The following is a 12709-nucleotide window of genomic DNA, read 5'->3' as shown; positions in this document are numbered from 1 at the left end:
TGTCCGGGCGGCACCTGCAAGAGGAACCCTTGATGAAATCGCACACGCTCAAGCACGGTTTTTATCCCTTGGTGTTGTCCGTGGCCATGGGCCTGGGCAGCGCTCAGGCAGCATCGGACATGGTGGTGGTCGGATACGGCGGAGCCGGACAAAAAGCCCAGGACGTGGCGTTCTTTCAACCCTTCGCCGCCGTGGATCACAGCAAGGTGATCCAGAGCGAATACAACGGCGAGATGGCCAAGATCAAAGTGATGGTCGACACCGGCAACGTCGATTGGGACGTGGTGCAGATCGAAGGCCCGGACCTGATGCGCGGCTGTGAGGAAGGCATGTACGAGCGCCTGGACTGGACCCGCCTGGGCCACGCCGACCAGTTGATCCCCGAAGCGGCACAGGAATGCGGTTCCGCCGCACTGGTGTGGAGCGTGGCGATTGCCTACGACACCGACAAACTGGCCCAGGCTCCGACCTCCTGGGCGGACTTCTGGGACGTGAAGAAAACCCCCGGCAAGCGCGGGCTGCGTAAACGCGCGGTGTACAACCTGGAGTTTGCCTTGCTCGCGGACGGCGTGAAAACCGAAGACGTCTACAAGGTACTCGGCACCCCGCAAGGCGTGGACCGGGCATTCGCCAAACTCACTGAACTCAAGCCCTACATCCAGTGGTGGGAAGCCGGCGCGCAACCGCCGCAGTGGCTGACCGCCGGCGACGTGGTGATGACCTCGACCTACAGCGGACGCATCGCCGACGCCGCGCAAAAAGGCAGTCACCTCGGCCTGGTCTGGCCCGGCAGCCTGTACGGCATGGACTACTGGGCGATCATCAAAGGCTCCAGACACGTGGATCAGGCCAAGCGCTTCATCGCCTTCGCCAATCAGCCGGACGCCCAGGTCAACTACGTGCAGCAGATCCCGTACGGCCCGACCAACATCCAGGCCGCCGCACGGCTGGACGACAAGCTGGCGCAATGGGTGCCCACCGCACCGCAGAACCTCAAGGGCGCGCTGTCGATGAACGTCGGCTTCTGGGTCGATCATGGCGAAGAGCTGGAAGAGCGCTTCAACGCCTGGGCCAGTAAATAAATGCGGATGGCTGGACGTGCCCAAGCGTCCAGCCTTACTGTCTGCCCAGCCGATCAGCCTGGAGAACCACGACAATGAATAAAATCGCCAGCCACCTGGCCCCTGAGCGCAGCACCACCGAGCAGCGCCTGCGTGAGGAATTGGCGGCCTGCTATCGCCTGATTGCGCACTTTCGCATGACCGATCTGATCTTCACCCACATTTCGGTGCGCATTCCGGGGCCGGAGCATCACTTTCTGATCAACCCCTACGGGCTGATGTTCGACGAAATAACCGCGTCCAACCTGGTGAAAATAGACCTCGATGGCCACGCTGTGGAGCCATCGCCATACCCGGTCAACCCGGCCGGTTTCGTGATCCACAGCGCCATCCACGGTGCTCGTGAAGATGCGCAGTGCGTGCTGCACACCCACACCAAATCCGGGTGTGCGGTGGCGGCGTTGAAGTGCGGATTATTGCCGGTGAACCAGATTTCCATGGAGTTCTACGGTCGCGTTGCCTATCACGACTACGAAGGGGTGGCGCTGGACCTGAGCGAGCAACAACGGCTGGTGGCGGACCTGGGCGACAAGTCGGTCCTGATGCTGCGCAACCATGGTCTGCTGACCGTGGGCGAGACCGTGAGCCAGGCGTTCCTGCGCATGTACTACCTGGAAAAAGCCTGCGAAATCCAGTTGGCCGCGCAAGCTGCCGGTGAAGTTGTTCTGCCGTCGCACGAGGTCTGCGCGCACACCGAGCGGCAGTTCAATGATCCGGGGCGGCCGTTGGAAGACGGCGAGTTGAGTGATCCGGATGCCATGCAACTGGCCTGGGCGGCGTTGTTGCGGATGCTGGATCGGGTGGCTCCGGGTTATCGCGACTGATCCGGATTCTTGGTTGTTTGGGCTGGCCTCTTCGCGAGCAGGCTCGCTCCCACAGGGGATTTGCGTCGTACACAGAATGTGTGGAAACCCGAATCAACTGTGGGAGCGAGCCTGCTCGCGAAGGGCGCGCCACGGTCTGCCAGACTGGCAACTGACTGGAGACAAGGCCCACTCTTGCTGTACAGTCGTTCAGCCCGCCGCCAACCCGCGCCGGCCCAAACGATTGAACCAAGGAGCGTGTCGCCCATGAACCAGGAAGCCCGTTTTTCCCGTATGGAACCGGAGCTGCGCAAAGCCAACCTGATCGAGGCGACGCTGGTGTGCCTCAAGCGTCACGGCTTCCAGGGCGCGTCGATCCGCAAGATTTCCGCCGAGGCCGGGGTCTCGGTGGGGCTGATCAGCCATCACTATTCCGGCAAGGATGAACTGGTGGCCGAGGCCTACATGGCAATCACCGGGCGGGTCATGACCCTGTTGCGCGACGCCATGGAGCAGGCCGCACCGAATGCCCGGGAGCGTTTGTCGGCGTTTTTCCGCGGTTCGTTTTCCGCCGAACTGCTCGATCCGCAACTGATCGATGCCTGGCTGGCGTTCTGGGGCGCGGTGAAAACCGCCGAGGCGATCAACAAGGCCCACGATCATTCCTATGGCGAGTATCGCGCCATCCTGCGCAAGGTGCTGGCGGAACTGGCCCAGGAGGAGGGGTGGGAGAACTTCGACGCCGACCTCGCCGCCATCAGCCTCAGCGCCTTGCTCGACGGCCTGTGGCTGGAGTCCGGGCTGAACCCCGGGACCTTTACCCCGGAACAGGGCATCCAGATTTGCGAGGCCTGGGTCGATGGTTTGCAGGCCGGTGGACGCCAGCGCTTTTGCGTGCAGACGAGCGACTGTTGATCAGTTGTTCAACACTGGATACTCTCTGGCGCCGATGCGGGAAAACACTCTAATAAGAAACTGGCCTTCGGGCCTGAGCCGGACACCAAGCGATGACTCCTCGGGTACTGATCGTCGATGACGATCCGCTGATTCGCGATCTGCTGCACGCCTACCTGTCCCAGGAAGGCTACGACGTCCATTGCGCCGCCACGGCGGAACTGGCGGAAACCTTCCTCGCCAGCCAGACCGTCGACCTTGTGATGCTCGACATCCGCCTGCCGGGCAAGGACGGCCTGACCCTGACCCGCGAGCTGCGGGTGCGTTCGGAGGTCGGGATCATCCTGATCACCGGGCGCAACGACGAAATCGACCGCATCGTCGGCCTCGAATGCGGCGCCGATGACTATGTGATCAAACCCCTCAATCCAAGGGAACTGGTGTCCCGGGCGAAAAACCTGATTCGCCGGGTACGTCATGCGCAGATACCACAGCCAGCCGTTGCGCAGGCCAAACCGGTCAAGCAGTTCGCTGATTGGGCGCTGGACACCGACCGCCGTCGCCTGATCGATCCATCGGGCAACGAAACCCTGCTGACCCACGGCGAATACCAGTTGCTCAGCGTGTTCCTGCGCAACAGCGGCCACACCCTCAGCCGCGATCAATTGATGGACCAGATCCGCAACCGCGAATGGGTGCCCAACGACCGCTCCATCGACGTGCTGGTCGGACGCCTGCGTCGCAAATTGCACGACGATCCGGCCGAACCGCAGTTGATCATCACCATTCACGGCGCCGGTTATCTGTTCACCGCCGGCGTAGCGGCGTGATTTTCATTGGTGTACTACAGGCATGTCAAAACTAGCCACATATAACTACAGATGTCACGCGTGCACTTGGTTTTTGTTGATGCAATAAAATGTAATTTTCTTTCAGGAGCTTCATGCAGCAGGTTGCGCTAACTTCTTGTTGTGCATGAAAAAACTGTCTGAGTCATTAGCAGGATTTCGAAATGTTATGAAATGCTTTGAAGACTCGTTAGATGGTTCATGTGTTAATGCGAGGGCGCCAGCGTCTACGCCTGTACAAAAAAGCAAAACAACCTGTTTCAGGAGGTATAATGCCCATAGCATTTAATTCTACAGTTAAGATTCCTGCTGTTGACTCATCAAAGCTCTCATCTACCGAAGTGCCTGGTGTTATTTCTCGAGAACTCGTATCGGCTTCGAATGCCAGTACGGGCTTCGCACCATTATCAAAGTCAAAGTCGTTACCCAGTTTAGCTATTGATAACTCGAACTTTGCATCCGCAAAAAATAGCGGGGCAGGGACGCTTTGGAGAGCTCAGCCAGCAGTGTTTAATGAAATACGCAGAGCGCTTTACCAACTTGAAAATGAAAAAGCCCTACAGTTCGCAATAGAGCCATCAGCGTATGAGGTGGATCTATCAAGTGGTAACTCTGTCACAGCTCTGAGCTACACACAACCAACTCCCAGGACTTGCCATCTCACTTCTTTTTTAGCTGCCGCGCATGATCTATTGGCGCCGAATTTTATCGCGCAGGAAACTGTTGTCGATAAGTTGGATTTTGCCATTGGATTCTTAACCGATGAAGAGCGAGCACATGTATTTACGGATGGCTTCAGTCTACAGCAATTAACAAACATTGGTGGTCGCCTCCTTGATAGTTGCGGTATTTCATGGGGCGCGGAATATTTTCCAGTTCCCAACACCTCTTTTGAGGATTTTGCAAAACAGTTAAACCAGTTAGATGGGAAGAGGTTGATCGTGAACTTTGGTGGGGCGCAGTTGTATCAGCTGGGAAAGGTCGAACAGCCTCTAGATCAATATGCACCCGGCTTTACTAGTAAAAATACTGGGCATTTTACATATGTTGACAAAATGAGGGTTGATGAGGAAGGTCGTTGTTATCTTCATCTTGTTGAACATGCAAATTATAAGTATGGCGATAATCCTTGGGTGCCCTTGGCAGAGCTGTATGATTCAATGAAGCGTCCCGGTACAACCGGAGAGAGCAGAGGGTATATGCTTCTTTCTCCAAAGTCCTGATGTAAAAAACGAGTACAGGCATATCGGGCATGATAGTTACTGCTGCCAATCTGCCTGGGAGTTCTCCAATCCATCGTAAGCGTGAGGGCGTGTTGGCGCCGAGCTTGCCGAAGGTTTGGCTCTGAACATCAAGCACATTCCCTATGGGTAATAACCTGTATGAGCCAGGCTGCCGACGAAAGCGTTCTTGAGATCACCTTCGCCGGCAAGCCTGGTTCATACGAGGTTGTGTGTTGTGGTATGAGCGTGTCTCCAGTTGTTCATAGTTGTAACAGCGCGATCGTCTCCAAATCCATCTTTCACAAAAAAACCATGAACACAGTAGATAGTTTGCTTTAAGCTGTTTCAGTCAACACCATCTCCCACTTTTCTGAACGCGTGCTTAGTCTGACCTCAGACACATCACCTCTGACCAATCACACTAATTCGAGGGCTCGCATGACTACTCACTGTTCTCTGCTCGGTTTGGTCGAAGCAGACGCTGCGGGGAACACCCTCAATCACCCCGTCCAGAGCAATTCGCTGGACACCGACCGCCGTCGCCTGATCGATCCATCGGGCAACGAAACCCTGCTGACCCACGGCGAATACCAGTTGCTCAGCGTGTTCCTGCGCAACAGCGGCCACACCCTCAGCCGCGATCAATTGATGGACCAGATCCGCAACCGCGAATGGGTGCCCAACGACCGCTCCATCGACGTGCTGGTCGGACGCCTGCGTCGAAAATTGCACGACGATCCGGCCGAACCGCAGTTGATCATCACCATTCACGGCGCCGGTTACCTGTTCACCGCTGGCGTGGCGGCCTGAACCGGATGGCGCGATGGCTTTGCCTGCTGGCGTTGCTGGTGGCCGGCCAGGGCGTTGCGGCGGACAAGGTTCGCTATTGCGATTACCCGGTGTACCCGCCGGTCTCCTGGAGCGATGGCAAACAGGTGCGTGGCCTGGCGCCGAGCGTAGTGAAAACCTGTTCGGTCGGCTGGGTTATGAGGTCGAGATGGTCGTGCTGGGCAACTGGAAACGCTGCCTGCTGGACGCCGCCGAAGGTCGGGTCGATGTGGTGCTGGCCTACAGCACCGCGCAACGGGAGCAGAGCATGCTGTTCTCGACGGTGCCGGTATTGCGTGAAGAAGTGGCGCTGTTCATCAACCGTCAACACCCGGTGAAATTCGAACAACTGGACGACCTGGCCCATTACCGCGGCGGCCTGTTGTTCGGTGAGAGCTACGGTGTGGAGTTCGATCGCATGGTCGCGCGCAACAACAACATCGAATGGGTGTCCGACAGCCACCAGAACTTCGGCAAGCTGATTCGCGGGCGCATCGACTTCATCACCCAGGAGCGGCGCACCGGCCAGTTGTACGTGGAAAACCTGCCCGGCGGCCAGGACATCGTCGCCTTGCCCAGGGCCTTGAGCGTGGACTATCTGCGGGTTGCCGTGTCGCGGCGCTCGCCCTTGGCCAATCGCATGCCCGAGATCAACGCGCAATTGCAGCGCATGGTCGATGCCGGCGACATCGAGCGCTGGCTCAATGAAAGCGAAGTGACCTACCGCGACATGATCAACCTGCCGGCGGATGCGCAATGATTGGTGCGCGTCCCGGTGGACTGTTGCGACGTCTGTTGCTGTTCATTCTGTTGTTCAGCCTGTGCTTCACCGTGCTGGCCAGCAGCGTGCAACTGTACATCGAGTATCGACGGGAAATGCGCGACATCGATTCGCGCATGGAACTGATCCGCGCCGGCTACCTGGCCAGCCTGGAACGCAGCCTGTGGGACTTGAACCAGGAGCAGTTGAACGTGCAGTTGCGCGGGCTGGTGGACTTCTCCGACGTCGCCCGGGTGCACTTGACCAGCGCCGATTTCGACCTGATACAGGGCAATCCCGAGCCGGTCGGACCGCTGCGCATCGAGCGCTTTGCCCTGGACTATCAGCCGCCGTCCGGCCCCTTGCGCCACCTGGGTGAACTGGAAGTCAGCACCGATCTGGGCGCGGTGTATCAGCGTCTCTACGCCACCGGTTTGACCAGCCTGCTGTGGATGGCGGTGTTTCTCTGCGGTCTGGCCGTGGCGTTGTCGGGCTTGTTCTATCGCCTGGTGACCCGACACCTGAAAGTCATGGCCGAGTTCGCCCGGCGCATCGCCGCCGGTGAATGGCAGGAACCCCTGCAACTGGACAAGCGCCGCGGCAGCGACGAAATCGACACCGTGGCCCATGCCCTGGACGACATGCGTCGGGCGATCCTGCGCGACATCGAGCGCCGGGAAAGCGATCGCCTGGCCTTGCAGGACAACCGCGACGAGCTGCTGAAAATGGTCGAGCGCCGCACCGCCAGCCTGATGCGCGCCAAGGATGAAGCGGAAGCGGCCAACCTTGCCAAGTCGCGGTTCCTGGCGACCATGAGCCACGAGCTGCGCACGCCCCTCAACGGCATCCTCGGCATGGCCGAACTGTTGCGCGGCGCGCGCCTGGATGCCCAGGATGGCAAGCGCCTGGATGCCTTGCACAAGGCCGGCGAAGGCTTGCTGACGATCCTCAACGAAGTGCTGTATTTCGCCAAGCTGGAGGAGGGCGTCAGCCATCCCGAGCCGGTGGATTTCTCGCTGCGCCAGTTGCTCGACGAGGTGCTGACACTGCTCGAACCGCGAGCGCTGAACAACGACACGATCCTCAGTTGCCGGGTCGACCAGCGGATTGCCGAACATCACCACGGCGCCGAACAATTCCTGCGCCAGGTGCTGAGCAACCTGTTGGCCAACGCGATCAAGTTCACCGAGGGCGGCGAAGTCAGTGTCCAGGTGGCGCTACTCAGCGAAACCGGCGAACAGGCGGGGCAGCGACTGCGGGTCAGTGTCACTGACGACGGCATTGGCATTGCCCCGGCGATGCAGGCGAAGATTTTCGAGCGTTTCACCCAGGCCAGCGAAGAAGTCGCGCAACGTTTTGGTGGCACCGGGCTGGGGTTGGCGATCTGCAAACACCTGGTGGAGCAGATGGGCGGCTGCATCGGCGTGGACAGCGAAGAGGGGCGCGGCAGTTGTTTCTGGTTCGAGCTGTCCCTGCAGCCGGCCAGCGGCGTGGCAGAGGCCCCGCCGGTTCGGGCGGCGGGGCCGGCACTGGATATCCTGGTGGTCGAAGACGTGGCGCTCAACCGCGAAGTGGCCAAGGGGTTGCTGCAGCGAGACGGCCACCGGGTGTGGCTCGCCGAAGACGCGGAGCAGGCGCTGCAACACTGCACAACGCAGGTTTTCGATTTGCTGTTGCTGGACGTGCATCTGCCGGGCATCAGCGGTGTCGAGTTATGCCGGCAGATCCGTCACAGCGACGGGCCGAACCGCCATACGCGCATTTTCGCCCTGACCGCCAGCGTGCAACCGGCACTGGTGCGCAGTTATCTGGAGGTCGGCATGGACGGTGTCCTGGCCAAGCCCTTGAAGCTGGAAAACCTGCGCCAGGTGCTGGAGGGGCGTACTCACATCGCCGGGGCGTTGATGAGTGATGAAGCGATGGACTGGCCGCTGTTGCAGACTCATCGCACCTTGCTCGGTGAGCAAAAGGTCCAGGGCCTGCTGGCGGTGTTGCGCGATTCGATCCTGCAGCACCGCGATGCGCTGCATGAAGCCATGGCCGCCGATGACTGCACAGAGGTCGCGCAACTGGCGCACCGTCTGGCCGGCAGCTGCGATTCCCTGGGTTTCAGGGCCCTGGCCAGCACCTTGAGGACGCTGGAAACCCTGGCGTTGGCCAACGATGAGTCGGACATCCAGCGCATGAACCCGGCGCTGGATGAGCAATTGCAGCACTCGCTCGATACCCTCAAAGGCCTGTTGCAGAGCTGACGTACAAATTTGTTACGACTTTGTACAACTTCGATCCTTACGGTCAACGCGAACTTACATGGCTTTCCAATAATCGACGCAACCGCCGCAGCGCGGTCTTCGAAGCTTATTGGAGATAATAATAATGAATTGCCGTAAAGCTGATCCCTCCCTGCGCCGTGACGTCCTGTCGCGCGCTGTTCACCTCAACGACTGCTGAGGTGCCGACATGAACGAAAACACTGATCGCAGCACCCATCAAAAAGGCATACAGCTGACCCGCGCCCTCAAGAGCCGGCACATCTTCATGCTGTCCCTGGGCGGCGTCATCGGCACCGGGCTGTTCATGGGCTCCGGCGTGACCATTAACCAGGGCGGCCCGGTGGGGGCGATCCTGGCTTACCTGGTCGCGGGTTTCCTGATGTACCTGGTGATGGTCTGCCTGGGCGAACTGTCGGTGCAGATGCCGGTGTCCGGTTCGTTCCAGACCCACGCCACCAAATACATCGGCCCGGCCACCGGGTTCATGATCGGCTGGGTGTACTGGATGAGCTGGGCCACCACCGTCGGCCTGGAATTCACCGCCGCCGGCATGTTGATGACCCGCTGGTTCCCGGCGGTGCCGATCTGGTACTGGTCGGCGCTGTTCGTGGTGGTGCTGTTCGGCATCAACGCCATGGCCACCCGCGCTTTCGGTGAAGCCGAATACTGGTTCTCGGGGATCAAGGTCGCGGCCATTCTCGGTTTCATCGTGGTCGGCGTGCTGGTGATCTTCGGCGTGATGCCCCTGAGCAGCGGCGCACCGGCACCGATGGCGACCAACCTGATCGGCGATTCGCTGTTCCCCAACGGACTGTCCGCCGTGTTCGCAGTGATGATGACCGTGGTCTACGCGTTCCAGGGTTGCGAGATCATGGGCGTGGCCGCCGGTGAAACCGACCAGCCGGAAAAGAGCATTCCCCGCGCCGTGCGCAACGTAGTGTTCCGCGTGCTGATTTTCTACGTGCTGGCGATTATCGTGCTGTCGGCCATTGTGCCGTGGCAGCAGGCGGGACTGATGGAAAGCCCGTTCGTGCAGGTGTTCGATATGGTTGGCATTCCCTACGCCGCCGACCTGATGAACTTCGTGATCCTCACCGCGATCCTGTCGGTGGGCAACTCCGGCCTCTATGCTTCGACGCGCATTCTGTGGGCGATGTCGAAAACCGGCATGGCGCCGAAAAGCCTGTCGCCCTTGAGCAAGCGTGGCGTGCCGTTGCGGGCCCTGAGCATCACCTTGTGCTTCGCGCTGGTATCGCTGATGACCAGCTTCGTCGCCGCCGACACTTTGTTCATGGTGCTGATGGCGGTGAGCGGCATGTCCGGCACCGTGACCTGGATCGTCATCGCCCTGGCGCAATACAAGTTCCGCAAGGCGTTCCTGCGTGACGGCGGCAAACTCAGCGACCTGAAATACCGCGCACCGTGGTTCCCGGTATTGCCGCTGATGTGCATCACGCTGTGCTGCTCGCTGTTCGTGTTCCTGGCCCTGGATGAAACCCAGCGTCCGTCGCTGTATTGGGGCTTTGGATTTATTGCGCTGTGCTATGGCGCGTACTTCCTGATTCATCGCAAGCGTCAGGGCGTGCTGGCACCGAGCTTGCCGACTGTTTAATTCCTTCAATCCAACACATTCCCTGTGGGAGCGAGCTTGCTCGCGATGGCGGCATCAGGTTCAACATCACTGTTGACTGGTCTACCGCTATCGCGAGCAAGCTCGCTCCCACAGGGGTTTGCGGTGTTCGGTAAATTTGCGACCGGTCTCCTGTCGTCAGTTGTTCGAAGTTGTAACAGCGCAAACGGCTTATGCTCACGCATCTATAAAAAACACAATAAAACCAATGTGTTACAGATTTTTTTGGCTTGTTACAGCCTATTTCCCCACCGATTGCCGCCTTACTGAACAGTCGTTTAGTATGGCCTCAAGTCGCATCACCTCAGACCAATCACAATAATTCGAGGATTCCCATGACCACTCAATCGTCGCTGCTCAGCCAGGTCGAAGCAGGCGTTGCCTGGATCACCCTCAATCGCACTGCCCAGCGCAATGCGCTGGACGTTCCGACGCTGAAAAACCTGCACGCTTTGCTCGACGGTTTCAACGCCGATCCAGCGGTGCGTGTGGTGGTATTGACGGGCAGTGGCCGCAGCTTCTGCGCGGGCGCCGACCTCGATGAATGGGCGGATGCCGAAGCCCGGGGCGCACTGGAAACCTACGGCTGGACCGAGACCGCCCACGCCTTGATGACTCGCCTGCACAGCCTGGAAAAACCGACCATCGCCGCCATCAACGGCACCGCTGTCGGCGCCGGGATGGACCTGACCCTGTGCTGCGACCTGCGCATTGCCGGGCAGTCGGCTCGCTTCAAGGCCGGCTACACCAGCATGGCGTACTCGCCGGATGCCGGCGCCAGTTGGCACCTGCCGCGCCTGATCGGCAGCGAAAAAGCCAAGCGCCTGCTGTTCCTCGATGAACTGTGGAGTGCTGACCGTGCCCTCGACGCCGGTCTGGTTGGCGATGTCTGTGCCGACGATCAGTTGCTGACGGTCACCAGCGAACTGGCCGCACGCCTGGCCGCCGGGCCGACGTTCGCTTTTGCCCAGACCAAAAAACTCATGCGCGAAGGTGCCGATCGCAGCCTGGCGGAACAACTGCAAGCCGAACTCGCCGCGGGCCTGCTCTGCGGTCGCAGTGAGGATGGCAACGAAGCCCTTCGCGCCGCCATGGAAAAACGCCCGGCACGTTTCGTCGGCCGTTGATTTCCACACTTCTTTCAGCACACGAACAACAGGTAGCAGCATGAATTTCCAACTGACCCAAGAACAAGAAATGTTGGTGGACTCGGTACGCAGCTTCGTCGAGAAGGAACTGCTGCCCTATGAAGAGCAAGTCGACCGCGCCGACGAAGTGTCCCCGGAGCTGGCGGCGCAGATTCGCGGCAAGGCGATCGCCGCCGGGTTCTACGCCTTCAACATGCCCGAAGAAGTGGGCGGCGGTGGCCTGGACTACCTGTCCCAGGCACTGATCGAACGTGAGCTGTCCAAGGTCTCCTGGGCACTGCACGTGTTTGTCGCGCGGCCGTCGAAAATCCTCATGGCCTGCACCGGCGAGCAGATCAACGACTACCTGTTGCCGTGCATCCAGGGCGAGAAAATCGACTGCTTCGCCTTGACCGAGCCGGGTGCCGGTTCCGATGCCAATGCGATCAAGACCCGCGCCGTGCGTGAAGGCGACGACTTCATTCTCAACGGCAGCAAGCATTTCATCAGCCACGCTGGGCATGCCGATTTCGCCATCGTCTTCGCCGTGACCGACACCTACGAACACAACGGCAAAAAGCGTAACGCCGTGACCTCGTTCCTGGTCGACCGCAACACCCCGGGCATGACCATTCGCCGTGGACCCAAGTGCGTGAGCAACCGGGGTTACCACACCTTCGAAATGTTCTTCGACGACTGCCGCGTACCGGCCAGCAAAGTGCTGGGCGAAGTCGGCAAGGGTTGGGACGTGGCCAACGCCTGGCTGACCGCCGGTCGCGTGATGGTCGCGGCCAACTGCGTCGGTCAGGCCCAGCGTGCACTGGACGTGTCGCTGCAATGGGCAGCTGACCGCAAGCAATTCGGCCAGCCGATCGGCACCTACCAGGGCGTGTCCTTCAAGTTGGCCGACATGGCCACGCAGATCCGCGCCGCCGAACTGCTGACCCTGCACACCGCGTGGAAAATGGACCAGGGCACTATGACCGATGGCGAGGCCGGCATGGCCAAGCTGTTCGCCAGTGAGGTGCTCGGCCGTACCGCCGACGAAGCGGTGCAGATTTTCGGCGGCATGGGCCTGATGGACGAAGGTCCGGTGGAGCGCATCTGGCGCAACGCACGGATCGAACGGATCTGGGAAGGCACCTCGGAAATCCAGCGCCACATTATTTCCCGCGAACTGCTGCGGCCGCTGCTGCGCTGAC

9 protein-coding genes and 2 pseudogenes are annotated in these 12709 nt (G+C 59.9%); all 11 read left to right on the top strand.

Going from position 1 to position 12709, the window contains the following annotated elements:
* Window positions 1-32: 32 nt before the first annotated feature.
* The 11 genes and pseudogenes from PPUTUW4_RS14020 (at window position 33) to PPUTUW4_RS13975 (ending at window position 12708) form a co-directional block, all read left to right on the top strand.
* The gene (locus PPUTUW4_RS14020; protein WP_015095262.1) at window positions 33-1082 is read left to right on the top strand and encodes an ABC transporter substrate-binding protein; all 1050 of its coding nucleotides are present in this window, start codon (window positions 33-35) and stop codon (window positions 1080-1082) included.
* A 74-nt stretch (window positions 1083-1156) separates the two neighbouring features.
* The gene (locus tag PPUTUW4_RS14015; RefSeq protein ID WP_015095261.1) at window positions 1157-1945 is read left to right on the top strand and encodes a class II aldolase/adducin family protein; all 789 of its coding nucleotides are present in this window, start codon (window positions 1157-1159) and stop codon (window positions 1943-1945) included.
* 246 nt (window positions 1946-2191) lie between these two features.
* Window positions 2192-2839 (top strand): TetR family transcriptional regulator C-terminal domain-containing protein, encoded by a 648-nt coding sequence (locus PPUTUW4_RS14010; RefSeq protein ID WP_007974341.1) that lies wholly within the window; start codon window positions 2192-2194, stop codon window positions 2837-2839.
* Between the two features lie 92 nt (window positions 2840-2931).
* On the top strand, window positions 2932-3648 hold the full coding sequence (locus tag PPUTUW4_RS14005) for a response regulator (RefSeq protein WP_015095260.1): 717 nt from the start codon (window positions 2932-2934) through the stop codon (window positions 3646-3648).
* 290 nt (window positions 3649-3938) lie between these two features.
* Window positions 3939-4889 carry a hypothetical protein gene (locus tag PPUTUW4_RS29295; protein ID WP_015095259.1) on the top strand — a complete coding sequence of 317 codons (951 nt, stop codon included), beginning with the start codon at window positions 3939-3941 and terminating at the stop codon, window positions 4887-4889.
* A 522-nt stretch (window positions 4890-5411) separates the two neighbouring features.
* Window positions 5412-5699: pseudogene (locus tag PPUTUW4_RS14000) on the top strand (winged helix-turn-helix domain-containing protein); the annotation flags it as partial.
* Window positions 5700-5704: 5 nt separating this feature from the next.
* Window positions 5705-6477 (top strand): annotated as a pseudogene (locus tag PPUTUW4_RS13995) (transporter substrate-binding domain-containing protein).
* Window positions 6474-8729: an ATP-binding protein gene (locus PPUTUW4_RS13990; RefSeq protein ID WP_015095256.1), complete on the top strand. Its 2256-nt coding sequence runs from the start codon at window positions 6474-6476 to the stop codon at window positions 8727-8729. The pseudogene PPUTUW4_RS13995 and the gene PPUTUW4_RS13990 overlap by 4 nt, the downstream one beginning before the upstream one ends.
* 208 nt (window positions 8730-8937) lie before the next feature.
* On the top strand, window positions 8938-10362 hold the full coding sequence (locus PPUTUW4_RS13985) for an amino acid permease (RefSeq protein ID WP_015095255.1): 1425 nt from the start codon (window positions 8938-8940) through the stop codon (window positions 10360-10362).
* A 353-nt stretch (window positions 10363-10715) separates the two neighbouring features.
* Entirely contained in the window at window positions 10716-11507 is a 792-nt protein-coding gene (locus PPUTUW4_RS13980; protein ID WP_015095254.1) for an enoyl-CoA hydratase-related protein, read from the top strand.
* A gap of 40 nt (window positions 11508-11547) precedes the next feature.
* A complete protein-coding gene (locus tag PPUTUW4_RS13975; protein WP_007974349.1) occupies window positions 11548-12708 on the top strand; it encodes an acyl-CoA dehydrogenase family protein in 1161 nt (386 codons plus the stop codon).
* Window position 12709: the final 1 nt, after the last annotated feature.

The organism is Pseudomonas sp. UW4 (assembly GCF_000316175.1).
Taxonomy (GTDB): Bacteria; Pseudomonadota; Gammaproteobacteria; order Pseudomonadales; family Pseudomonadaceae; genus Aquipseudomonas; species Aquipseudomonas laurylsulfatiphila.
The sequence above is the reverse complement of the archived record's forward strand: the minus strand, read 5'-3'. Positions and strand labels throughout refer to the sequence as shown.

Coding starts and splice junctions, on each gene's coding strand:
- PPUTUW4_RS14020 (WP_015095262.1), top strand. CDS start 33: ATGAAATCGCACACGCTCAAGCACGGTTTTTATCCCTTGGTGTTGTCC.
- PPUTUW4_RS14015 (WP_015095261.1), top strand. CDS start 1,157: ATGAATAAAATCGCCAGCCACCTGGCCCCTGAGCGCAGCACCACCGAG.
- PPUTUW4_RS14010 (WP_007974341.1), top strand. CDS start 2,192: ATGAACCAGGAAGCCCGTTTTTCCCGTATGGAACCGGAGCTGCGCAAA.
- PPUTUW4_RS14005 (WP_015095260.1), top strand. CDS start 2,932: ATGACTCCTCGGGTACTGATCGTCGATGACGATCCGCTGATTCGCGAT.
- PPUTUW4_RS29295 (WP_015095259.1), top strand. CDS start 3,939: ATGCCCATAGCATTTAATTCTACAGTTAAGATTCCTGCTGTTGACTCA.
- PPUTUW4_RS13990 (WP_015095256.1), top strand. CDS start 6,474: ATGATTGGTGCGCGTCCCGGTGGACTGTTGCGACGTCTGTTGCTGTTC.
- PPUTUW4_RS13985 (WP_015095255.1), top strand. CDS start 8,938: ATGAACGAAAACACTGATCGCAGCACCCATCAAAAAGGCATACAGCTG.
- PPUTUW4_RS13980 (WP_015095254.1), top strand. CDS start 10,716: ATGACCACTCAATCGTCGCTGCTCAGCCAGGTCGAAGCAGGCGTTGCC.
- PPUTUW4_RS13975 (WP_007974349.1), top strand. CDS start 11,548: ATGAATTTCCAACTGACCCAAGAACAAGAAATGTTGGTGGACTCGGTA.